Genomic DNA, 22,864 nt, shown 5'->3' with positions numbered 1-22,864 from the left:
TTCGTCCAGGCGCCCCGCCCGACGGTCGACATCCAAATTTCATGTGAAATCTTTTAGGGCATGAGCACTACGATAGAAAGAAGGCGCCTGACCCGCGAGGAAAGCCAGGCGCAAACTCGCGAGCGTCTGATCAACGCTGCACAGCACTTGTTCGTGTCAAACGGGTATGGAGGTGCATCGATCCGTGACATCGCGAACAAGGCGGGCTATTCCCAAGGCGCTTTTTATTCAAACTTCTCGAGCAAGGAGGACATCCTGCTAGAGTTGCTGCGACGGCACATGGAAGCAGAAGCGCTGCAGCTATCCACGGTCATGGGCAACAACGCGCAACAGCTCGAGCAAATGCTGGCCGAACTGGAGGCCTGGGCTTCCACACTCAATCAAGATGCTGACTGGTGCATGCTTTCCATCGAACTGCAGTTGCATGCCAAACGCAGCCCGACGTTCGCTGCTGAGTACCAGAAGGTATGGGGCAAACACCGGTCCGAGATCGGTGGCGTAATCGGCCTATTGTTTGAAAAGCTCGGGCGCTCGGCTCCTGCCACTCCGGACGAACTGGCTGCTGCCTTCATGGCACTTTCGCATGGGCTAGCGCTGCAAAGGACCACCGATCGCCTGGATCCGTCGGGGCGGCTGATCATGGTGTTCCTACGTGGATTGATCGCAAGTGCGAAATAGTCTCAAAAATCGAGAAATGTGTTCGCACTATTGAGAATTGTATAAATCATGACAACCGATTGGAGTCTGACGCGCTATCTGATCAAGGCGTTGATCGGGAGTCGATTGCATGGCTGGGAAGATGGACGAAGCGACCAGAAAGCGGGTTCGCGCTGGACGGATGTTGTTAGCGAACAAGCCGGTCGCGGAAGTTGCGGCTGCGGTGGGCGTGGCGCGGCAGACGGTGTACACATGGAAGGCGCGACTGGACGAAGGCGGCATCGATGCGCCGCGCACCATGGCCCGTGGACAGCCGTCGTTGCTCGACGATGCCCAGCGTGAGCAGTTGTGTCGTGCCTTGCTGCAGCGCCCCACCGAGCATGGCTTTGGCACCGAACTGTGGACGCTCAAACGGGTGCGTCTACTCATCGAGCAACGCTTCGCGGTGTCATACAACGAGGCCCATGTCTGGCGCATTCTGGACTCGCTCGGCTTCTCGCTCCAACGCCCAGACCGACGCGCTATCGAACGCGACGAGGACGCGGTGCTGGCGTGGAAGCAAAAAACCTGGCCCGCGCTCAAAAAAGTGTACACGGGAGCAACGGCTGATCGTCTTCATTGACGAGTCCGGGCTATCGGAGCGCCCCACGCGCGTGCGCACCTGGGCGCCGAAAGGTTAAACGCCAGTCATCCAGTTTCATTTCAACTGGAAACATGTCTCGGCCATCGCGGGCCTGAGTTATCACAACTGCCTGTTCCGCCTTTACGACGGCGCAATCAAGGGTGCACAGATCGTGGAGTTCCTCAAGGCACTGCGCGCGCACCTCAAGCGCCGCCTGATGATCATCTGGGACGGCGCCGCGCAGAACAAGAGTCGCATCGTGCGCGACTACCTCGATAGCACTGATGGTGCGGTGCAGATGGCCTTTGTTCCGCCCTACAGCCCGGACCTGAACCCGGTGGAATATCTCTGGGCCTGGCTCAAGCGGCATGCCCTTGCCAACTTCTGCCCACACTCGCTCGCCGAACTCAAAACGACCGCCCGCAATCGGCTGCGCAGCGCACAGCAACGCGACAACATCATTGCCGCGTGCTGGAAGCAGGCCGAGTTGTGGCGATGTCATCATTTATGCAAGCCTCAATAAGCGTTTGCCCGGGAGGCGTTGAACTCATGCAAATGATTGCCAAGGGGCAAGCGCAGTGCCTCAATAGGAGTTGATTCCGCAGCGCAGCAATTTATTCCCTGGCGGTATGAACTGCGCAATTCTCCACGGTTTCTGCCTGTCCCATGTTCCATCGCGACAGAACCCCGCGCCGCTCAGTTGTCGATGACCCGGCGCGCAAACTGCTCCAGGTAATCCAGCAGCGCATCGGCCCCCGCAAGGGCGGCCGTTTCGTCGCCGGTGGCAATACCCCGGGCGAGTTCCATATGGAAGCGGGCGCCTTCCTTGATCTCGCCTTCGTGCTGGTACGCGTACCAGAACCGCCTGCATTGCACGATCAGCGGGGTGACCGCTTTGACTGCCGAATGGTTGCGGGCGGCATAGTGGGTGACTTCGTCCAGTTCGCGGTCCGCTTCCATATAGGCGTCGAGCCTGCCACGCACCGCCGCTTTTTCCATCCGCTCCGCGCAGGCCAGGATGGCCTTGCGCTCCTGCGCGCTGGCCCGCCGCGCGGCGCATGCCGCGATGACGTGCTCCAGCACGCGGCGAGTCTGGATCACATCGAGATGATCCGCCAGGTCGATATTGGATACCAGCAAGCCGCGCCGCGGCTGCTGCACGATCAGTCCGATGGACACCATGCGCAGCAGCGCCTCGCGAACTGGCGTGCGACCCATCTCAGTGAGCTCGGCCAGTTCGGCCTCGTTGACCGGACTGCCCGGCGTCAGCCGCAAGGTGCAGATCAGCGCTTCAATGGCGTCGTATGCAACGTCAGCGGCCCGGCGCTTTGCTACGGATGGTCGGGAAGGATGATGCATTGTCTCTCTTGGTTTGACGATGTTCCAGCCATGCCTGCAGTTCTCCCACGATGCCCAGCCGGAAGAACGACACGCATACAACAAAAGTGAATCCGATGATAATGGTCACCACGCCGCCCAGCGCGGCGAGGTAGTTCTGCAGGCTGACCACCAGGGCAGCGCCGACCACCGGCCCCCATGCCGTGCCCAGGCCGCCCAGCAAGGTCATCAGCAGTACCTCGGTCGAGGTCGACAGCATGACGTCGTTAAGCGATGCGAGCTGCAGCACCAGCGCCTTGATGGAGCCCGCCAGCCCGGCGAGCGCGGCGGACAGCATGAAAGCATAGAGCTTGCACCGGTCCGTGTCGTACCCCAGCGAGACAGCGCGGGGCGCATTGTCCCTCAGCGCCTTGAGTACCTGGCCAAACGGCGAATTGACGATACGATGGATCGCCAGAAAGCCCAGCACGAAGACAGCCAGGGTGAAATAATACATGTGGTTGTCTGACGCCAGGTCGATGAATCCCAGCAGCCTGCCGCGCGGAATGCCCTGCATGCCGTCCTCGCCGCCCGTCCAGGAAATCTGCACGGCCAGGAAGTACGCGACTTGCGACAGCGCCAGCGTAATCATCGAGAAGTAAATGCCCGTGCGGCGGATCGCCAGGCTGCCGATGATGTACCCGATGGCCGTGGCCACCAGCACGCCGGCCAGGATCGCCAGCTCCACCGGGAATCCCTTGTCGGCCAGGCGGATCATCAGGATCCCGGTGGTGTAGCCGGACCAGCCGAAGAACGCCGCATGCCCGAAGGAGGTCAGGCCGGTAAACCCGATCAGCAGGTTGTAGGCGAGCGCGAACAGTCCGAAGCAAAGCACCTTCATGATGAATACCGGGTAGACGATGTCCGGGAAGGCAGGGGCGAGCAGGGCGGGCACCAGCAGCACCAGCAGGATGCGGATGGACAGCGGGACAGCCTTCGCATTATTCAGCGTATATAGCTTGTTCACCTTAGTTCTCCTTGCCGAACAGGCCGGCGGGACGCGTGAGCAGCACCAGGGCCATGATGACGAACACCACCACGGTGGACGCTTCCGGGTAGAGCAGCTTGGTCAGGCCCTCGATCAGGCCAAGGCCCAGGCCGGTCAGGATGGCGCCCAGTATGGAACCCAGGCCGCCGATCACCACCACGGCAAAGACGATGTTGAGCAGGTTCGATCCCATCAGCGGATTGATCTGCATGGTTGGCGCCGCCATGACGCCGGCCACCCCCGCCAGCGCTACGCCAAAGCCGTACGTCAGCGTGATCATCAGCGGGATGTTGACGCCAAAGGCTTGCAGCAGCTTGGGGTTCTCCGTGCCGGCGCGCAGCAGCGCCCCCAGCTTGGTCCGCTCGAACAGGTACCAGGTACCGGCACAGATCGCCAGGGAAAACACCACGACGAAGGCGCGGTAGACCGGCAGGTACATGAAGCCCAGATCCACGCCGCCTTGCAGCAGGGGCGGCGGATCGTAGCTGGCGCCGGATATCCCGTAGAAGTGCCGGAACAATCCCTCCAGCATCAGAGAGACGCCGAAGGTGAGCAGCAGCCCGTAGAGGTGGTCAATATGGTAAAGGCGCTTGAGCAGGGTCTTTTCCAGCAAGATGCTGACGGCACCCACCAGGATTGGCGCCAGCACCAGCGCCAGCCAGAAGTTGATCCTGAACTCGGTGCCCAGCAAGGCGGGGAGCTGGGTGAAACCCATCCACGTGAGGAACGCCGCAACCATGAATTGCGCGCCATGCGCGAAGTTGATGATATTGAGCAGGCCGAAGATGATGGCCAGGCCCATGCTCAGCATGGCGTAGAAGCAGCCGTTGATCAGGCCGACCAGCAACTGAGCCAGCAAGGCCTGCGAAGTGATATCGGACATGGTATGTGCAGGGAAGGGTAGGCAAGTGGCCAGCCAGCCCGTACGGGGCCAGGGCCGGATGACGCGCTTGGCCTACTTGGTAATCGGGCAGGCCGGGTTGACCGGCGGGAACACGTCGGGGCCCTTCAGCACAGCCTTGACCTTGTAATAGTCCCACGCTGCCTTGGACTCCGCCGGCCGCTTGACCTGCAACAGCAGCATGTCGTGCACCAGCGCACCGTCCTCGCGCAGCTTGCCGTTGCGGATCACCGCATCGTTGATGGTCATCTTGCGCAGCTGCGCCATCACCGCCTTGGCTTCGTCGGTGCCGGCGGCCTGCACGGCCTTCAGGTAGCTGAGCGTCGCGGAGTACACGCCGGCCTGGGCCGCGGTGGGCATGCGCTTGGCCTTCTCGAAGAACTTCCTCGACCAGACGCGCGACGGCTCGTCGTAGTCCCAGTAGAAGGCCTCGGTGAGGTACATGTTCTGCGCCTTCTCCAGGCCGATGCTATGGATGTCAGAGATATACGTCAGCAGCGGCGCCACAATCTGCTTGCGGGTGATGCCATATTCGTTCGCCTGCTTGATGGCGTTGACCGTGTCGTTGCCGGCATTGGCCAGGGCGATCACGTCTGCCTTGGACGCCTGCGCCTTCAGCAGGAACGAAGAGAAGTCGTTGCCCGGGAAGGGGTGGCGCGACATGCCTAGCACCTTGCCGCCGTCGGCATTGATGACCTGCGTAGCATCGCGTTCGAGCGATTGGCCGAAGGTGTAGTCCGCGGTGATGAAATACCAGGTCTTCTTGCCTTCCTTGACCAGCGCCCGGGCGGTGCCGGCAGCCAGTGCATAGGTGTTGGCGGTCCACTGCGCGTTCAGGGGCGAGCATTTCTCGCCCAGGATCGCGGTGGCCAAGCCGGACGACGGCATGGTGATCCGGTTTTTCTGCCTGGCGATCTCCATCACCGCCAGCGCCGTCGAGGCCGTGGGGAAGTCCGTCACCATGTCCACCTTGCCCTGGTCGAACCAGCTGCGGGCCAGGTTGGCCGCCACGTCCGGCTTGTTCTGGTGGTCGGCGAATATCACTTCCACGGGCTTGCCCAGCACCTTGCCGCCCACCTCTTCCACCGCCAGCCGCGCAGCAATCACGGAACCTTGCCCGGAGAGGTCCGAGTACACGCCGGAGAGATCGTTGAGCACGCCGATCTTGACCGTGTCGTCGCTGACCTGGGCATGCGCGGTGCAGGCAAGGCAAGCGGTCACGGCCGCCGCGAATTCTTTGAATTTCATGACTGTGACTCCATTAGGGGACTCGTGAAAAAGCGATCTGCCGTACTTTATGAACACCAACTGAATGCCAACCGGATGCAGGTCGATAGCGGATGCGATCGGGATGTGGCCACTAGATGCCCAGCAACGCATTGAGGCGATCCTGCTTGGCCTCCACCTCCGCGCACTCGATTACCTCCACCACCTCGCCGTGCTCGATCACGTAGTGGCGGTCCGCCAGGTGCCTGGCAAAGCGGAAGTTCTGTTCCACCAGAACCAGCGTGAAGCCGCGCGCCTTCAACTCGCGGATCACCTCTCCCAGTTTTTGCACAATGACCGGGGCCAGGCCTTCGGTGATCTCATCGAGCAGCAGCAGGTTGGCGCCGGTACGCAAGATGCGGCCCATCGCCAGCATCTGCTGCTCGCCGCCCGAGAGCCGCGTGCCGGGGCTGCCGGCGCGATCCTTCAGGTTCGGGAACATGCAGTAGATCTGGTCGACAGACATGCCGGCGCTGCCAACCTTGGGCAGCAGGGTCAGGTTTTCCTCGGCGCTGAGCGAGGCATAGATGCCGCGCTCCTCCGGGCAGTAGCCGACTCCCAGGTGCGCCACCTTATGCGGCGGCAAGCCGATGATTTCCTTGCCCGCTAGCTGGATCGAGCCGGTGCGCCGGCCCACCAGGCCCATGATGGCCCGCAACGTGCTGGTGCGGCCTGCGCCGTTGCGGCCCAGCAGGGTCACGCATTCGCCGGGCATCACTTCCAGGTTGATGCCCTGCAGTACGTGGGACTCGCCGTACCAGGCGTGAAGGCTGCTGATCGACAGCATCGGCTGCACGGAGCGGGCGTGGTCATGCATAGTCTTCGGTCCCCATATAGGCTTCGCGCACCGCCGGATCGACCGAGACCGTGGCGTAGGGGCCTTCGGCAAGGATCTCGCCACGTTGCAATACGGTGATGGTGTCGCTGATATCGGCTACCACCTTCATGTTGTGTTCCACCATCAGGATGGTCCGGTTGGCCGATACCGTCTTAATGAGGTCCTTGATGCGGTCGACGTCTTCATGCCCCATTCCCTGCGTGGGCTCGTCGAGCAGCAGCATCTCCGGGTCCAGTGCCAGGGTGGTGGCGATTTCCAGCGTGCGCTTGCGGCCGTAGGGCAGGTCCGCCGCCAGCACAGATGCAAAGGACTCCAGTGCCACTTGCTCCAGCAGCGCGCGGGCGGGCGTGTCCAGCGCACCAAGCGTGCCGATGGAGCGCCAGAAGTGGTAATCGACGCCGAGCTTGCGCTGCAGCGCTACCTTGACGTTCTCCAGTACCGTCAGTTGCGGGAACACCGCCGATATCTGGAAGGAACGCACAATGCCGCGGCGCGCCGTCTGCGACGATCTCTCCTGCGTGATGTCCACCCCGTTGAACAGGATGCGGCCCTGCGTCGGGATGTGGAACTTGGTGAGCAGGTTGAATACTGTCGTCTTCCCTGCGCCATTGGGGCCGATCAGCGCGTGAATCGATCCGCGTCTGACTTTCAGATCCACGTTGCGCACGGCAACGAAGCCCCGGAACTCCTTGGTGAGTGCCTTCGTCTCGAGAATGATGTCCTGGGTCATGCGGATAGTCGAATGAACGAGTGATCGGATGGGCGATGCAGGGAAACTGGCCGGGACGGGACGCCGCGGCATGCGGGCTTCAGATGACGGATCGATATGCCGCCGGGCGCGTGGCCAGCGATTTGGCAACGATCTGTTCGATGGCCTCGCGTTCGGCCCCGACCAGCGGCAGGCGAGGGCGGCGGACGTTTTCATTGCCCACGCCAACCAGCGTCTCCACCAGCTTCAGGTTCTGCACCAGCTTGGTCGAGACATCGAGGTGCAGCAGCGGCGTGAACCACTGGTAGAGCTTGAGGGCCTCGGCGTATTTGCCGGCCTTGACCAGATCATAGAGCGCTACCGTCTCGCGCGGGAACGAGGTAACCAGGCCGGCCAGCAGGCCGTCGCAGCCAAGCGCCAGGCCTTCGTATGACAGGTCGTCCACGCCGAGGAACAACTGGTAACGGTCGCCGACCGTGTTGCGCAGGTCGGTGATGCGGCGGATGTTGTCCGTACTCTCTTTGATGGCGACGATCCATTCGCAGTCCGCCAGCTCCACCATATGCTCCGGCTTCAGGTCGACGCGGTAAGCCACCGGGTTGTTGTAGACCATGACGGGCTTTTTTGCGGCTTCGGCGATGGTGCGCACGTTCTGCATGGCCTCGCGCGCGTCGGCCACATAGATGACGGACGGCATGACCATGAAGCCATCCACGCCCAACTCGACGGCGCCTTTCACATAGCGCAGGGCGTCCCTTGTGCTTGTCTCCGACACATTGGCCAGCACCGGCGCGCGGCCATTGCTGGTCCTGACGGCGATGTCCGCTACCTGGAGCTTTTCTTCCAGGCTCAGCGTGCTGGCTTCGCCCAGCGAACCGCAGGTGACGAGGCCATGAACCCCGTTCTGGATGAGGAACTCGATGTGCTGCGCGGTACCGGCCGCGTCAAGGCTTTCGTCCGCGTGGAACTTGGTGGTGATGGCCGGGAAAACGCCTTGCCAGCGTGGATTGCTCATGAGAACTCCTTCGGTGTCAGGTGTGGACGGATCGCGGTTCCCGGCTTGCTCCCCGGGCTCGTAAATATATTAGCAACATATTTAAAACATGTTCAATAGGGTTTACGGCAGTACAGTGCCTTCGTGGGCACGGTAGTTCTTCGGGCTTTCTGGTGCGTTTTGGGGGATGGCCGGGATTCGCGAATATCTTAAGCTTCAGATATTTACGAATCCCGGCCGACCCTCAACAAGCTCTATAGCCTGGTGCGCAAAGGCAGCATGGGTGCGCCTGCCGCGGTGCTGCAGGCTTTCTGGCAGGAACTGCGCGGACGCAGCGCGTCACCATCGACCATCCCGACTTGGGGATCGCGGTAGGGACGGAGGTTACCCCCCGCCCCCCGCACAGATCCGTACGTGCAGAGCTACCGCATACGGCTCCTGCCTTGAGTCATGACGCGAAGAAGCGCTGTGTTGGGTAAGGGTGTAGAACGCGAACTGACGGTACGTATGGCGCGACCCGTCGGAGGAATCGCGCCCAGGGCATTCGTCCATATTGCCCACGTCGCCGCAGGGCATGTAACCAGGCTCGGCAGACCCCTGCGCTCGCGCAACGGCCTGGTGCTGGGCTGCGGCGGGGTCAGCGAGGAGGAGGTCGGGCCTGCGGTGGCCAAGCTGGCGTTGGCCATCGAGTCGGTCAGCAGTGCCTGATGCGGGCGTCAGGAGAGTCTGCACGCAATGGGGAAGGCGCCGGCCTGAACGTCACCTCATTCCACCCAGGCTGGAAAGTATCCCAGTGACGTCTGTACCGGCCCATCGTGCGCCGGAACCACGACAATATCCGGATGCCCGCCCGCCAGCGCGCGAATCTGATCCACGGCATCCTGGGTTTGTTCAATGTCGCCATCCACCAACCAACGTGCTGCCCAGAACTTCGGGCTGCCCAGCTTCAACGCCTTCGCATTCCAGACTGCATCGCCCACCAGGAAGTACTGTGCACCGGAGTCGACAGAGATGAACATGCCGATCGAACCGGGGGTATGGCCGAGAAGAGGAACGAGCACGACCGTGCCGTCTCCATAGAGATCCCGGCTGTTCGCGAACCCTTTGTATGACACCGGTTCGAATGCCAAGCTTTTCCATTTGATCGATTGCGCGCTGACTTGCGAGGGCCAACTGCCGCCGACGCCATCGGTAGGGCGCCTGATCACCAACAGCTCCGCGGGATGCACCAGGACTGTGGCATTCGGGAAGTCGCTAATGCCGCTGGCATGATCCCAGTGACTGTGGCTCAGGATAATCGTTTGAACGGGCTCCATGCCGGCGCGCAATAGCTGGTCGATCACCGGGTCCACCGGATTCTCGTACTTGAAAAACAGGCTTTGCCACCAAGGCATATCTTGCCGATATTGATCGGCCACCTTCGAGCCGAGCCCTGCGTCAAACAGCAGCGTGTCAGTGCCGTGTTTCACCAGGAACGCGGAGAAGTTATTGCTCACCTTGCGCGTGAAGCTCCCGCCGGAGTAGACCAAAGCCTCGGTAACGGATAGCTCCGCGGTTCTGATGATCGCAAAAGCTACCTTGGGTTGGCTCGAAGTCGATGGGCTGCCTGGTGCCGAGCCATTGTCGGCGATAGCAGGCATGGCAATAGCAGACAACAGTAGAAGAACTAGCGTACGAAACATGGCGTCACCTTTGTCGATGGTTCCGGGATCCTGTGGTGTGCATCCCGCGAGCACCTTAAACCTTGGTGTATACTCCAAGGTCAAGACAAATCAGGGACTCGCGTTTGACGGGGGCCACAGGTGAACATCAGCGAGTTGGCGAAGGCAGTTGGCACGACTACAGATACCCTGCGTCACTACGAAAAGGTGGGACTGTTGGCGCCGCCCGCTCGGCTGGGCAATGGCTATCGTTCATACGACACCCAGGCCGTTCGGCACATTCAATTCATCCGTAGCGCGCAAACGCTCGGGTTCTCGCTTGCCGAGATTCGGGAAATCATCCCGCAATTGATTGACGGCAGGTTTGGCCGGGCCGAGATAGAGCAACGCTTGAGCGCCAAGATCGGACAAATCGATGCCCATATCAAGGCGCTTCAGTCCTTGAAAAAGGAGTTGGTCGCAACGGCCAACTCCTTATCCTGTCCTCCGGGGGCTCCGGTCACCATGGCATCCGCGACTAAAGTTCCCGTGATCCATAAGGACAGGTTGCATACGGATAAGACAATCTCACCGCAATCCAGCGGACGACTACTTTGTCGCCATCCACAAATACCGGACGAACGCATTGCGACGTCAGCGACGCGGCGTTGGACATGACTCTTCGTTCATTGGCCACTTGCAGCTCGCGGCCGATCCTGGGCGCGGCCTGATTCTCTTGCATCGAGGCGTTCTCCGTGTAGGGGTAATCGTCCTGTTGCAGCAGATTGATACGGTCAAGCTCGAAAAGACGTTCTGGAACAACGACTTAGCAATCCTCCCTTTTCGCGCTGAACCGTCCATTCTTTGCCAATTGGTACGCTTTCCCACCGATTCCGCCCTTGCAAAGCTGGCACACGGAGGACCCTGCCTAGGGTGCGCCGAACAGAGCTTCTGGCGCTGGCCGCCGGATTCACCCGCCCCGCTGTCGTATGCCTGCACCTCGATGCCGGTGTCGTCGAATCCGGTGGCAGAGAACTCCACGTCATCAAGACAAAAAGCACCGCAAAGCTGGCAACCCAGAACACCGGCCAAGGTGATGTGGTGGCGGGTTGCAAATTGGGCGAAGCCCGAACCATCGGGGCGGACGCCGTGGTTGCGGAGTTGTCGGGATGCGTCATGGGCCTCTTCCGATGGTGCGTGCGCCGGATTCGTTCAGGGCAGCGCGCTTCAGGACAGTCCGAACGTCTTCCGCAGGCTTGCATCCACTGGCCCTGCTGGCATGAAACGGCGCAGCTTGCTCAGAAGAGAGGCCTCGCCTTTGGGTGTGCAGCGCATCTTCCACGTACCCAAGGCGGCATCGACGACCGTGCTCGCGACGCCATCGGGTTCCGGTGCATTTTGGACATTTTTTTGAATTGACTGCGAAACGACGCTGCGCTCGTCGTCGTAGGCGGATACCTTGGAAACCGCATGGGGCGCATTGATATCCAGGCTAGTCTTGGTAAAGGAGGGTTCGACAAGCACCACACGGATGCCGAACTTGCGCACCTCATGGTCCAACGTCTCGGACATCCCCTCCACGGCGTGTTTGGACGCCGAATAGAGGCCCATGTACGGCGCCGGCAGAAAGCCGAGCACCGAGCTGATGTTGATGATTCTTCCCGAACGTTGCGCGCGCATGTGCGGCAATACGGCTTGCGTGGTGCGCAAGATGCCAAACACGTTGGTGTCGAACAGCGCCTGCGCTTCGGCGATCGACGTTTCTTCGGTCGCGCCGAGCAGCGTCACGCCGGCACTATTGACCAGCACGTCGATGCGCTTGGCCTGCGCGATGATGGTCTCGATTCCCTGCTGAACCGACGCCTCATCGCGGATATCCATCTCGACCAGTTCAACGCCCGGCAGCGGCTGCGCTTTTGCGAGGTTGCGCACGGTGCCGAATACCCGGCAGCCGCGAAGCGCAAACTTCGCGGCGGTGGCGCGGCCGATGCCCGAAGACACACCGGTAATCACGACAACTTTGGAATTGGACATGGCAGATTCTTTCTGTATGGGTGAATTGGAACTGCGGTAAATCGGTTGTTGCATTGGGGGGGCACGCGGGATGCGCAGCCTGATTTGCGGAGCGACTATTTGCTTGCAACGGCGGTCGATTCGTCGGGCTGCCAGCCACCGCCCAGCGCCCTGAATGCCGCGACGGCGGCGCGCGCCGATTCCGTTTGCGCCTGGGCGCGCGCGTCCGACGCACGCAGCAGGCTTTCGTCGGCTTGCAGGACTTCAATCAGGCTGACGACGCCTTTTTGATACGCAGCAAACGAAGCATTTCGCGCGCGACCGAGCGAATCCACGCCTTGAGTGAGCACGGCCGCTTGCTCCTCGCGCTTGACCAGAGCCGAGAAGGCGTCTTCCACGTCTTCCGTGGCGCGCAGCACGGCGAGCCGGTACGCGGCAAGCATCTCCGCCTCTTGCCCCTTGGCCTGATCGATTTGCGCGTTGATACGGCCGAAGTCGAACAGGCGCCAGCGCAGGCCGAGCGCGCCGGCGAATTGACTGGCTCCGCCGCTGAACAGACTGCCGGCGCCCAGTGTAGTTGCGCTGCCGAGCAGGCCGCTGAGCGAGAACTTCGGGTAGTACTCCGCAATGGCGACACCGATGCGCGCGTTGGAAGCCGCCAGGCGACGCTCGGCGACGATGAGGTCGGGCCGGCGCCTCAGCAGCTCGCCCGGCGATCCGCCGATCGCAATTTGCGGAACGGCCGGGATGTCACCGCCTTCTGCCAGTTCGGCCCGATGCGTGCCCGGCAGCGAGCCAAGCATCACGTCCAGCGCGTTCATCGCGGCATCCAGGCCCGCTTCAAGCTGCGGAATGGACGCGCGAACTTGTGCGAGCGCACCTTCGGCCTGCCTGACTTGAAGTTCGGCCGCCAGCCCCTTGGCGTACAGCAGGTTGATGGTGGAGAGCAATTCCTCTTGTGTCTGTACCTGGTGGCGGGCCACCTTCAGGCGCGTCTGTAAGCCGCGGATGGTGATGTAGATATCGGCAGTCTGTGCAGCCACGGCCAGCTGCGTGGCGACCGCGCCCGCCTGGGAGGCCTGGTAGTCGGCAAGTGCCGCCTCGCGGCCACGGCGCAGGCCGCCGAACACGTCCAACTCCCAGCTTGCGTTGACATCGGCCTCAAAAGCGTTGCCGTAGCGGTCGAAGCCGGGCTCCGAATTCAAGACGCGGCCCAAACGGGTTTCGACGGACTGATACGCGCGCGCGGCCTGGCCCATGACATTGCCGGAGGGCAGCAACGCGGCATTGGCAGCGCCAAGGCCCGCACGCGCTTGCGTGACGCGAGCAAAGGCCTGAGCGAGGTCCAGGTTCTGTTCCAGCGCAAGCTGCACGAGCCGTGTAAGTTGCGGATCGCCAAAGCCAGCCCACCACGCGGACAGATCGGCTGTGGCATTGGTCGTCCGCTGCTCGACCGCCGTCTGGCCCTGGAATCGTTGCGGAACCGTCACATCGGGCTTCACATAGTCCGGGCCGACGGCACAACCGGTTGCCAGGCTGGCAACGAAAAGGGTCGCAAGGGAGCGTTTTGGCAACATGGGTTATTCCATCGGAATTTTTAGTGACTATAGTACAAATTGGTCACAAGTTGTTCAACTATCGCGACTCGCGTAAGCTGGAGCCCATGAAGACCACCCCTTACCCCGTTTCCGCCCGCGGCCCGGCGGACCATGACGTGCGAAACCAGATCGTCGCTGCCGCCACCGAGCACTTCAGCCGCTACGGCTACGAGAAGACCGCCGTTTCCGATCTGGCCAAGGCCATTGGTTTTTCCAAGGCCTATATCTACAAGTTCTTCGAGTCCAAGCAGGCCATTGGCGAGATGATTTGCGCCAACTGCCTGCGCGAGATTGAGGCCGACGTGAGTGCCGCCCTAGCCGAGGCCGACTCCCCGCCGGAGAAACTCCGGCGCATGTTCAAAGTCTTGACGGAGGCCAGCCTCCGGTTGTTTTCCCACGACCGCAAGCTGTACGAGATCGCCGCCTCGGCAGCGACTGAGCGCTGGCAAGCGGTAATCGCCTACGAAGAGCGCATCCAGAAGGTGCTGCGCGATGTGCTGCAGGAAGGCCGGGAGAGCGGAGACTTCGAGCGCAAGACGCCGTTGGACGAGGCCACGACGGCCATCTACCTGGTCATGCGCCCGTACATGAATCCGTTGCTTTTGCAGCACAGCTTTGACTACACGGAAAGTGCGCCCGGGCTGCTCTCCAGCCTTGTGCTTCGAAGTCTTTCCCCTTGACGCGCAGATTTTTCTTGTGACCATTGACTAAAATGGTCACAAGAACCAGAATGGAAGCTCAGATCATCTTGTCGATGGGGCTTTCATGTTTTCGCGCCGCTTTGTTACCTCTACCGTTATTTGTGCGTTGCCGCTCGCATTGAGCGCTTGCGGCGAAAAGGCCCCTGCCGATCCGCGTACCGAGGCACCCTTGGTACGTGCCGCATTCGTCCAGCCAGTCGCTTCCGCGTCGCGTTCATTCACGGGGGTCGTCGCTGCCCGGGTGCAGAGTGACCTCGGGTTCCGCGTGCCGGGCAAGGTGCTGGAGCGGCTTGTGGATGCGGGGCAAACCGTCAAGCGCGGGCAGCCGCTCATGCGTATCGACCCGGTCGATCTGAAACTCGCCGCGCATGCACAGCAAGAAGCTGTGAGCGCTGCGCGGGCACGCGCGCAACAGACGGCGGAAGACGAAGCCCGCTACCGTGATCTGCGCGGAACGGGCGCGATTTCGGCTTCGGCCTATGACCAAGCCAAGGCAGCGGCAGACGCCGCCAAAGCTCAGCTGAACGCGGCGGAAGCGCAGGCTGACGTCGCGCGTAACGCCAGCCGCTACGCAGAGCTCATTGCCGATGGCGACGGCGTCGTCATGGAAACGCTGGCCGAGCCCGGTCAGGTCGTCAACGCGGGGCAGGCTGTCGTGCGCCTGGCCCACGCTGGCCGCCGTGAAGCGGTTGTCCAGTTGCCGGAAACGTTGCGGCCGGCGATCGGCGCTGTCGCGCAGGCCACGCTTTTCGGTGGGGAAAGCGCGGGCGTACCTGCCAAGCTGCGACAACTTTCAGATGCTGCCGATCGGCTCACCCGTACCTTCGAAGCGCGCTATGTGCTGGATGGGGAACTGGCCAATGCGCCGCTGGGCGCCACGGTAACGATCCAGATTCCCGATAGGCTTGCCACCGCGCAAGGTGATCTGCAGGTGCCGCTGGGCGCCGTGTTCGATGCCGGCAAAGGCCCCGGCGTGTGGGTCATCCAGGGGGATCCGGCCAAGGTGTCGTGGCGATCCGTCACCATCGTGCGCCTCGGCGACGAAGGCGCTCGGGTTGCGGGCCAATTCAAGCAAGGGGAACGGATCGTCGCGCTTGGCGCACAACTGCTGCGTGAGGGCCAGCAAGTCCGTGTGGCAGGTCAGGGTGCCAGTACTGCCGTCGCGGGGGTGCGCTTGTGAGCCAAGGTCGTTTTAACCTATCGGCGCTCGCCGTGCGCGAGCGCGCCGTCACTCTGTTCCTCATTTGCTTGATCTCTCTGGCGGGGCTCATTTCCTTCTTCAAGCTGGGCCGTGCCGAAGATCCGGCGTTTACTGTCAAGGTGATGACCATCATCACCGCGTGGCCCGGCGCCACCGCGCAGGAAATGCAGGACCAAGTGGCCGAAAAGATCGAGAAGCGCATGCAGGAACTGCGCTGGTATGACCGAACGGAAACGTACACCCGGCCGGGCCTGGCATTCACCACGTTGACCCTGCTCGACAGCACGCCACCGGCGGAAGTCCAGGAGGAGTTCTATCAAGCGCGCAAGAAAGTCGGCGACGAGGTAGCCAACCTTCCGCCCGGCGTGATCGGGCCGATGGTCAATGACGAATATGCGGACGTGATTTTTGCGCTGTTTGCACTCAAGGCGCAGGGCGAGCCGCAACGCGTGCTCGTGCGCGACGCGGAGACACTGCGCCAGCGGTTGCTGCACGTGGCCGGCGTCAAGAAGGTCAACATCATCGGCGAGCAGTCGGAGCGCATCTACGTCGAGTTTTCACATGACCGGCTGGCGACGCTGGGCGTGAGTCCGCAAGAGGTGTTTGCCGCGCTCAACAGCCAGAATGCCCTGACGGCAGCCGGCTCGGTAGAAACGAAAGGGCCGCAGGTCTTCATCCGCCTGGATGGTGCGTTCGACGAGTTGCAGAAGATTCGCGATACGCCAGTTGTATCGCAAGGCCGGACGTTGAAGCTGTCGGATATTGCCTCTGTCAAGCGCGGCTATGAAGATCCGGCCACGTTCATGGTGCGCAATGGTGGGCAGCCTGCCCTGCTGCTGGGCATCGTCATGCGTGAAGGCTGGAACGGGTTGGACCTTGGCAAGGCGCTGGATAAGGAGGTCAGTGCCGTCAACGCTGACATGCCGCTCGGCATGAGCCTGACCAAGGTGACGGACCAGTCGGTCAACATCAGCGCTGCCGTCGATGAGTTCATGCTCAAGTTCTTCGCAGCGCTGCTGGTGGTCATGCTGGTGAGCTTCGTCAGCATGGGCTGGCGCGCGGGCCTGGTGGTGGCCGCGGCCGTGCCGTTGACACTGGCGGTGGTCTTCGTGGTGATGGTCGCGACAGGCAAGAACTTCGACCGCATCACGCTTGGATCTTTGATTCTGGCGCTGGGCTTGCTGGTGGATGACGCCATCATCGCCATCGAAATGATGGTGGTGAAGATGGAAGAGGGCTACAGCCGCGTCGCCGCTTCGGCTTATGCGTGGAGCCACACTGCGGCGCCCATGCTGTCGGGCACGCTGGTGACCGCCGTCGGCTTCATGCCCAATGGCTTTGCGCGATCCACCGCGGGTGAATACACCAGCAACATGTTCTGGATCGTGGGCATTGCGCTGATTGCGTCCTGGGTGGTCGCGGTGGTGTTCACGCCTTACCTGGGTGTGAAGATGCTGCCCGACTTCAAGAAGGTCGAAGGCGGCCACGATGCGATTTACGACACCCCGCGCTACAACCGCTTCCGTGCACTCCTCGGGCGTGTGATTGCGCGCAAATGGTTGGTCGCGGGTTCGGTGGTGGGCCTTTTCGCCTTGGCCATCGCGGGCATGGCCGTGGTTAAGAAACAGTTCTTCCCGATTTCGGATCGACCTGAAGTGCTGGTCGAGGTGCAGATGCCGTATGGCACGTCGATCAACCAGACCAGCGCGGCCACTGCAAAGCTGGAAGCGTGGCTCGCCAAACAGAAGGAAGCCAGGATCGTGACGGCATATGTTGGCCAGGGTGCGCCGCGCTTCTATTTCGCGATGGGGCCGGAACTGCCGGATCCGTCGTTCGCCAAGATCGTGATCCGCACTGACAGCCAGGAAGAGCGCGACACGTTGAAGCAGCGCCTGCGCCAGGCCATTGCCGACGGTCTTGCCCTCGAGGCGCGCGTGCGTGTCACGCAACTGGTGTTCGGCCCGTATTCGCCGTTCCCGGTCGCTTACCGCGTGACCGGCCCGGATGCGCAGACATTGCGCCGCATCGCGGCCGATGTCCGGCAGGTGATGGACGCCAGCCCGATGATGCGCACGGTCAACACTGACTGGGGGATGCGCGTGCCCACGCTGCACTTCACCTTGCAGCAGGATCGCTTGCAGGCCGTTGGGCTGACCTCCAGCGCCGTCGCGCAACAATTGCAGTTCCTGCTCAACGGCATTCCGGTGACGGCGGTGCGCGAGGACATCCGCACCGTCCAGGTGACCGCGCGCTCGGCCGGCGATATCCGACTGGATCCGGCCAAGATTGGCGACTTCACGCTGGCTGGCGCCAACGGGCAGCGCATTCCGCTCTCGCAGGTGGGCAAGATCGATGTGCGCATGGAAGAGCCCATCATCCGCCGGCGCGATCGCATGCCGACCATCACAGTCCGCGGCGATATTGCCGATGGCTTGCAACCGCCCGACGTGTCGACAGCCATCAGCAAGCAGCTTCAGCCGATCATCGAGAAACTGCCCAGCGGATACCGCATTGAACAAGCGGGCTCCGTCGAAGAATCGGGCAAGGCGACGAAGGCCATGCTGCCGCTCTTCCCGATCATGCTGGCAGTTACCCTGCTGATTCTCATTTTCCAGGTGCGGTCCATCCCGGCGATGGTCATGGTGTTCCTGACCAGCCCCCTCGGACTGATTGGTGTGGTGCCAACGCTGATTCTGTTCGGGCAGCCGTTCGGCATCAACGCGCTGGTCGGCCTGATTGCGTTGTCGGGCATCTTGATGCGCAACACGCTGATCCTGATCGGGCAGATTCAGCACAACAAAGACGAAGGATTGGATCCGTTCAGGGCCGTTGTAGAAGCCACTGTCCAGCGTGCGCGGCCAGTGATTCTCACCGCGTTGGCGGCCATCCTGGCCTTCATTCCGCTGACCCATTCGGTGTTCTGGGGCGCACTCGCTTACACGCTCATCGGCGGGACATTTGCTGGGACGATTTTGACCCTGGTGTTCCTGCCGGCCATGTACTCGATCTGGTTCAGGATTCGGCCAGGCAACGCGGCCGATGCACAGCGCGATCGACACGAGACCGCCGCGCAGCCCGCCGGACAACTGGTGCCCGAGTCATATTGAATTGCAAGGGCATGCTCCTGCCACATTTACCTTGATTCCAATCCACTTGCATTAAAGCGTCTTCCAGACGGCGATTCGCTAAGTAACAGCTTGGCCTGAATTCGTTGCTTCCGATGTTGGGCGCTGCGTAAGCGGCGGCAATTTTTGCACCCGCCCGCCCATGTCTACCTCCGTGGCTCTCTTGACCTTGGGGCAGGCGGTCTTTTTTTCTTATACTGGACTATGTCCGCGGGCAATACGTGGCCTCGGAGTCCAGCTTTTATCGTGTCTTGCGTCGTGCGTCGCAGCAGCATCACCGCGGTCGAGCGCGCAAGCCCGCGGCGCGGGTGGTGACCAGCCATTGCGCCACCGGCCCCAATCAGGTGTGGAACTGGGACATCAGTGTGCCGCAGGAAGCGGCGTAGGAGATGAGGGTATGGCCCCTCGCCATCGGCTTGCAGGAGCGGGTGGCAAACCACCATGAGCGGCTTGGGTCAAAAGCCCTGGTCGTGAGCGTCATGGAAAAGGCGTCGTGAAGGCGTCAGGTATGAATCAGGAAGACGAACAACCGTGAACTGCCGTTCAAGTGTCGAAACTACTCAGATGTGATTGCGAAAGCAAGCGTCTCCGGCACGGCACTTACCCCAACGCGTGACAAATACGCTTCATGCGGCACATAGATGTGGCGCTGCAACGGGAGCCCCCGCGGTTGCAATGCAAGCGAATGTGCCAAAATGTGACCTGGGCAGCACGAATCGCCCCGCGTCCTTTCGCGGAACGGCGCAGGCTTGCTCCCCTTGAAATTTGGGTAGCCAATTACTATTTTATTTTTGCTCAGGCAGTCGCGACCATTGCGCGCTGCGTGTTTCTGTTTGTTTGCCAGCGGCTTGGCAGGTGGATGGGAGCGCGTTGCCCCTTCGCCTCCTTGCTGCGTCGAAGGAGGATACGACCATGAGCGATCTTTTCTTTGGAACCGACCTCTTCAGCGAACTCGACCGCATGCAAAAGCAGATGGCGAGTTTGTTCGGCGGCTTCCCGTCCAGCATCCGCTCCGGCCGCTTCGGGGCATTTCCCCCGCTCAATATCGGTGCCACGGACGATTCCATCGAGATTGTCGCGTTCGCACCCGGGCTCAAGCCAGACCAGTTCGAGGTGTCGATCGACAAGGGCTTGCTGACCATCAGCGGCGAGCGCGCAGCGGCGCAAGCTGCGGACGATCCCGAGGTCCGGCTGTATGCGCAAGAGCGATTCACCGGCGCGTTCCGACGTGTGGTCGAGTTGCCGCAGAGCGCCGACCCCGACAAAGTCCAGGCGCGCTATGCCAACGGCTGCTTGTCTATCAGTGTTGGCAAGCGCGAAGCCTCAAAGCCCCGGCCAATCACGGTCCAGTAACGCCAGGAGAAAGCCATGAACGACACTACCCAAGTGGTTGAGCGCGGCCAAGGCACGATGGCGCAACGCCAGGAAGAGAGGCCAACGCGCAAGATCACGCTGCTTCCCGCTGTTGACATCTTCGAGGACAGCAACGGCGTCACCCTTTGGGCGGATCTGCCGGGGGTCACCAAGGACAGACTTAATGTGAGTGTCCATGATGGCACCCTGAACATCGAGGCAGAAGCCGTGGTGCCGACCCCGGCCAACCTGCGGGTGCAACACGCGGAAATTCGCGAGCCGCACTTCGCCCGCGCGTTCGCCCTGAGTCCCGAGTTCGATACGTCGAAGATAGACGCGCACTTGCAGGATGGCGTGTTGAAGCTGACGATCCCGCGCCGAGACGAGGCGCGGCCACGTCGCATCGCGGTTAGCGTCGGGTGAGTTCTGTTGTGCCATTCACGGGGCAGAAACGGCAGGGTGGCGTCCGGGTGGGCGCCACCGTCGGCCCTTAGAAGACGCGGATGACCGTATCGGCGGCCCCACCACCAGGATTGGGTCTTGCGGCGTCGCCGGTGGCCGGGCGCGACCGGTCGTTGCCGGCGGTCATTCGTACCCATCAAATGAGCATTCGGCAGGAGGGTAAGATGAAAACGGAACTGGGAAAATGGAACCCCTTCAAGTTCCTGCGGAAGACGACAAGTGACAAGCAACCGACGGGGGATGCGTCCAACGTGCCCGCGCCGAGGCACGGCGCGCCCGACTGGCCTGACGTTGCGCGACTGTTTTCTAGCGATCCCTGGCGAGCGATGGGAGAATTCCTGCACGAACCGTTCGCGGGCTTCGGTGGTTTGGATCGATGGTTCGGCGACTTTAGTTCGTCTCGCTTCCAACCTCGGATCGATGTGGTCGACGATGGCACTGCCCTGAGAATCACAGCTGAGTTGCCGGGCATGGACCGCGAAGACCTCCAGACCACCATCGAGGATGGCGCGCTGGTGTTACGGGGCGAGAAGAAGCAGGACATTCGGAGCGAAGAAAACGGCTGCTACCGCCTGGAGCGAGCTTACGGCGCATTCATGCGCAGTATTCCTCTGCCGGATGGTGTCGACGTGGATCACGTTGATGCGAAATTCGAAAAAGGACTGTTGACACTACGCCTCCCCAAGACCGGGTCGTCGCGGTCTGCCGTAAGGACAATCGAAGTGAAGTGAGCTGATGTCTGCAATCCCGAGGCATCGTATGTATTTGCGCGAAGCGTGCTCCACGCAGGCGCGCAATCCTGGCGGCCGTGGAAGGGGGCGGCTGACGCGGAACGCCAGAGGCGGGCGCAGCCCCTTTGGCGCGCGGTGCTTGGGGCTGCACGCTACGGGCTTCCAATGGGGCTCATTGCAGCGGCGAAGCAAGGCGCGACGTTGCGTTCTTGAGATCGCTGGACCCGCCGCTATTTTGGCGGCAATGTACTGTCGGATGGAGATTTCCATGGAGTTCGATTCTGAGTGGCTGACGCTGGGCAAGCATCGGGTACAGCTCAAGTGCGCGCGCGGCTTCCCTACCGAGCGAACGCGGAGTGTGGCGGAGCTGGCCAAAATGGCCATTGAGAACAACCTGAGCGCGGGGGCCCGCTTGGTGGAGGTCACCGCAGAAGGCGAGAAGGCCTATGTGATCAGTGTCGGCACGACCTTCGCGAAAGACAGGGAGGCGGCGCCCCACCTGGAAGTGGCATTGGCCACAATGTTCGGCTTAGCGCCCGAGCAGGTCAACATAGACGTCGTCGTGGTCAGTCAAACGGAGGTGGATATGCACTTTGGCGTGTATGAGCGGATGTTGGCTGAAAAGCTCGGCGCCGTGCCACCAATCCAGTGAGGCGCGGTCCTGGCATCGGGCGCTACCTGCTGCGCGCCGAGAATCGGCACGTTGGGTGCACGCCGCCGTGCATTGTGTCACTACAACTGCGCAGCGGGGATGCCTAGCGCGTCCTCGCCGCAACACGACTAAGAGGACTGGCCGCAATTCGTAAAAAAATCCGCCACATCCATGCTCGAAGGTGACCCTGACCTGATGCTGGATAGGCTGCGTCTGGCCACCCAGGCTTGGGTCGAGCAGGAATGCCATCGCAAACCGCATTCCGAGCTTGGCGCGGCACCGCTCGAGCGCTACCTGTCTTGCGCCGACGTGTCGCGGACTTGCCCTGAGGCGCTGGCGTTGCACCGGGCCTTCCGGTTCCAGGAACACCACCGCCAGCGCCGCTCCGATGGCACCTTCACCCTCAACGCCGTGCGTTTCGAGGTGCCGTCCGCCTGCCCACTTTTCAATATTGGGATGAATAAAACCCAATTTGGGATATATCACTCCCTCTATGGGATCGTCCTTTGCCGATGCACTATTTACCAAGTCCCAACAACGGGTGATGGCCGTGTTGTTTGGGGCACCCGAACGCTCGTTCTATGCCAACGAGATTGTCGCACTCGCCCAAGCCGGGGTCGGCGCCGTCCACCGGGAGCTCACCAAGTTGGAAAGTGCGGGCCTGATTACCTCCCATTGGGTCGGCAATCAGCGGCACTACCAAGCCAACCGGCAAGCCGCGATCTTTGAGGAATCGCAAAGTATCATCAGCAAGACTCTAGGGGCGGCGAGATCCTGCGAGACGCATTGCAGCCTCAGTGGTCCCGGGTCGCACTGGCGTTCGTTTTTGGATCGGTGGCGAAGGCTTCCGACCACGCGGGCAGCGACATCCATGTGCTGATCATCGCTCAAGATCTCCCCTTCGGTGAAGCGCTCACGGCATTGGGCCGCGCCAGCGAGCGCCTAGTACAACATCCCGTAAATGGCTTTAATAATTATCGGGCTGCAGATATAGGTGCAGTAGCGTGACGACCACCTCGACCATCTCGTCGAGCGA

General features: G+C 61.7%; 20 protein-coding genes and 3 pseudogenes. 13 read left to right on the top strand and 10 right to left on the bottom strand.

Annotation, left to right across the window (positions count from 1 at the left end; all coding sequences use genetic code 11):
* Window positions 1-60 precede the first annotated feature (60 nt).
* Entirely contained in the window at window positions 61-678 is a 618-nt protein-coding gene (locus CF70_RS38685; protein WP_035866321.1) for a TetR/AcrR family transcriptional regulator, read from the top strand.
* Between the two features lie 109 nt (window positions 679-787).
* Window positions 788-1,802: pseudogene (locus tag CF70_RS36050) on the top strand (IS630 family transposase).
* 173 nt (window positions 1,803-1,975) lie between these two features.
* Here the strand turns inward: CF70_RS36050 and CF70_RS15635 are convergent.
* The 7 genes from CF70_RS15635 to CF70_RS15605 all read right to left on the bottom strand — a co-directional run bounded on the left by CF70_RS15635 (window position 1,976) and on the right by CF70_RS15605 (window position 8,373).
* On the bottom strand, window positions 1,976-2,638 hold the full coding sequence (locus CF70_RS15635) for a GntR family transcriptional regulator (RefSeq protein ID WP_035866360.1): 663 nt from the start codon (window positions 2,636-2,638) through the stop codon (window positions 1,976-1,978).
* Window positions 2,592-3,623 carry a branched-chain amino acid ABC transporter permease gene (locus CF70_RS15630; RefSeq protein ID WP_235185064.1) on the bottom strand — a complete coding sequence of 344 codons (1,032 nt, stop codon included), beginning with the start codon at window positions 3,621-3,623 and terminating at the stop codon, window positions 2,592-2,594. Before CF70_RS15630 ends, CF70_RS15635 begins: the two co-directional genes overlap by 47 nt.
* Window position 3,624: 1 nt before the next feature.
* The gene (locus tag CF70_RS15625) at window positions 3,625-4,527 is read right to left on the bottom strand and encodes a branched-chain amino acid ABC transporter permease (protein ID WP_035866319.1); all 903 of its coding nucleotides are present in this window, start codon (window positions 4,525-4,527) and stop codon (window positions 3,625-3,627) included.
* Window positions 4,528-4,599: 72 nt separating this feature from the next.
* The gene (locus CF70_RS15620) at window positions 4,600-5,793 is read right to left on the bottom strand and encodes an ABC transporter substrate-binding protein (RefSeq protein ID WP_035866316.1); all 1,194 of its coding nucleotides are present in this window, start codon (window positions 5,791-5,793) and stop codon (window positions 4,600-4,602) included.
* Between the two features lie 112 nt (window positions 5,794-5,905).
* A complete protein-coding gene (locus CF70_RS15615; RefSeq protein ID WP_035866312.1) occupies window positions 5,906-6,628 on the bottom strand; it encodes an ABC transporter ATP-binding protein in 723 nt (240 codons plus the stop codon).
* Window positions 6,621-7,379, bottom strand: a complete 759-nt coding sequence (locus CF70_RS15610; protein ID WP_035866309.1) for an ABC transporter ATP-binding protein — start codon at window positions 7,377-7,379, stop codon at window positions 6,621-6,623. The genes CF70_RS15615 and CF70_RS15610 overlap by 8 nt, the downstream gene beginning before the upstream one ends.
* A gap of 79 nt (window positions 7,380-7,458) precedes the next feature.
* Window positions 7,459-8,373 (bottom strand): dihydrodipicolinate synthase family protein, encoded by a 915-nt coding sequence (locus CF70_RS15605; RefSeq protein WP_035866307.1) that lies wholly within the window; start codon window positions 8,371-8,373, stop codon window positions 7,459-7,461.
* 204 nt (window positions 8,374-8,577) lie between these two features.
* Here CF70_RS15605 and CF70_RS37880 point away from each other — a divergent pair.
* Together CF70_RS37880 and CF70_RS36645 are read left to right on the top strand one after the other, a co-directional pair.
* A pseudogene (locus CF70_RS37880) lies at window positions 8,578-8,714 on the top strand (DNA-binding protein); the annotation flags it as partial.
* A 109-nt stretch (window positions 8,715-8,823) separates the two neighbouring features.
* Window positions 8,824-9,060, top strand: a complete 237-nt coding sequence (locus CF70_RS36645; RefSeq protein ID WP_160172269.1) for a hypothetical protein — start codon at window positions 8,824-8,826, stop codon at window positions 9,058-9,060.
* A 56-nt stretch (window positions 9,061-9,116) separates the two neighbouring features.
* Here CF70_RS36645 and CF70_RS15595 read toward each other — a convergent pair whose 3' ends face one another.
* On the bottom strand, window positions 9,117-10,034 hold the full coding sequence (locus tag CF70_RS15595) for an MBL fold metallo-hydrolase (protein ID WP_081862196.1): 918 nt from the start codon (window positions 10,032-10,034) through the stop codon (window positions 9,117-9,119).
* Between the two features lie 120 nt (window positions 10,035-10,154).
* Here CF70_RS15595 and CF70_RS15590 point away from each other — a divergent pair, with 120 nt between their 5' ends.
* Entirely contained in the window at window positions 10,155-10,670 is a 516-nt protein-coding gene (locus CF70_RS15590) for a heavy metal-responsive transcriptional regulator (RefSeq protein WP_051648521.1), read from the top strand.
* A 549-nt stretch (window positions 10,671-11,219) separates the two neighbouring features.
* Here the strand turns inward: CF70_RS15590 and CF70_RS15585 are convergent.
* Together CF70_RS15585 and CF70_RS15580 are read right to left on the bottom strand one after the other, a co-directional pair.
* The gene (locus CF70_RS15585; RefSeq protein ID WP_035866301.1) at window positions 11,220-12,026 is read right to left on the bottom strand and encodes an oxidoreductase; all 807 of its coding nucleotides are present in this window, start codon (window positions 12,024-12,026) and stop codon (window positions 11,220-11,222) included.
* Window positions 12,027-12,121: 95 nt separating this feature from the next.
* Window positions 12,122-13,582, bottom strand: a complete 1,461-nt coding sequence (locus tag CF70_RS15580; RefSeq protein ID WP_035866299.1) for an efflux transporter outer membrane subunit — start codon at window positions 13,580-13,582, stop codon at window positions 12,122-12,124.
* A gap of 86 nt (window positions 13,583-13,668) precedes the next feature.
* Here CF70_RS15580 and CF70_RS15575 point away from each other — a divergent pair, with 86 nt between their 5' ends.
* The 8 genes and pseudogenes from CF70_RS15575 (at window position 13,669) to CF70_RS15545 (ending at window position 21,828) form a co-directional block, all read left to right on the top strand.
* Entirely contained in the window at window positions 13,669-14,283 is a 615-nt protein-coding gene (locus tag CF70_RS15575) for a TetR/AcrR family transcriptional regulator (RefSeq protein ID WP_035866348.1), read from the top strand.
* Window positions 14,284-14,368: 85 nt separating this feature from the next.
* Window positions 14,369-15,484 (top strand): efflux RND transporter periplasmic adaptor subunit, encoded by a 1,116-nt coding sequence (locus CF70_RS15570; protein WP_035866296.1) that lies wholly within the window; start codon window positions 14,369-14,371, stop codon window positions 15,482-15,484.
* Window positions 15,481-18,612 carry an efflux RND transporter permease subunit gene (locus tag CF70_RS15565; protein ID WP_035866293.1) on the top strand — a complete coding sequence of 1,044 codons (3,132 nt, stop codon included), beginning with the start codon at window positions 15,481-15,483 and terminating at the stop codon, window positions 18,610-18,612. Before CF70_RS15570 ends, CF70_RS15565 begins: the two co-directional genes overlap by 4 nt.
* Window positions 18,613-18,839: 227 nt before the next feature.
* A pseudogene (locus tag CF70_RS37875) lies at window positions 18,840-18,995 on the top strand (IS3 family transposase); the annotation flags it as partial.
* A 547-nt stretch (window positions 18,996-19,542) separates the two neighbouring features.
* Window positions 19,543-19,983: an Hsp20/alpha crystallin family protein gene (locus CF70_RS15560; protein ID WP_035866290.1), complete on the top strand. Its 441-nt coding sequence runs from the start codon at window positions 19,543-19,545 to the stop codon at window positions 19,981-19,983.
* 15 nt (window positions 19,984-19,998) lie between these two features.
* Complete coding sequence (locus CF70_RS15555; RefSeq protein WP_035866287.1) at window positions 19,999-20,406, top strand: Hsp20/alpha crystallin family protein; 408 nt, start codon at window positions 19,999-20,001, stop codon at window positions 20,404-20,406.
* 203 nt (window positions 20,407-20,609) lie between these two features.
* Window positions 20,610-21,176: an Hsp20/alpha crystallin family protein gene (locus tag CF70_RS15550; protein ID WP_035866285.1), complete on the top strand. Its 567-nt coding sequence runs from the start codon at window positions 20,610-20,612 to the stop codon at window positions 21,174-21,176.
* Window positions 21,177-21,444: 268 nt separating this feature from the next.
* A complete protein-coding gene (locus tag CF70_RS15545) occupies window positions 21,445-21,828 on the top strand; it encodes a hypothetical protein (RefSeq protein WP_035866346.1) in 384 nt (127 codons plus the stop codon).
* The last annotated feature ends 1,036 nt before the right edge of the window (window positions 21,829-22,864 follow it).

This window comes from Cupriavidus sp. SK-3, assembly GCF_000611145.1.
Classification (GTDB): Bacteria; Pseudomonadota; Gammaproteobacteria; order Burkholderiales; family Burkholderiaceae; genus Cupriavidus.
This window is presented reverse-complemented; position numbering and strand designations above follow the sequence as displayed.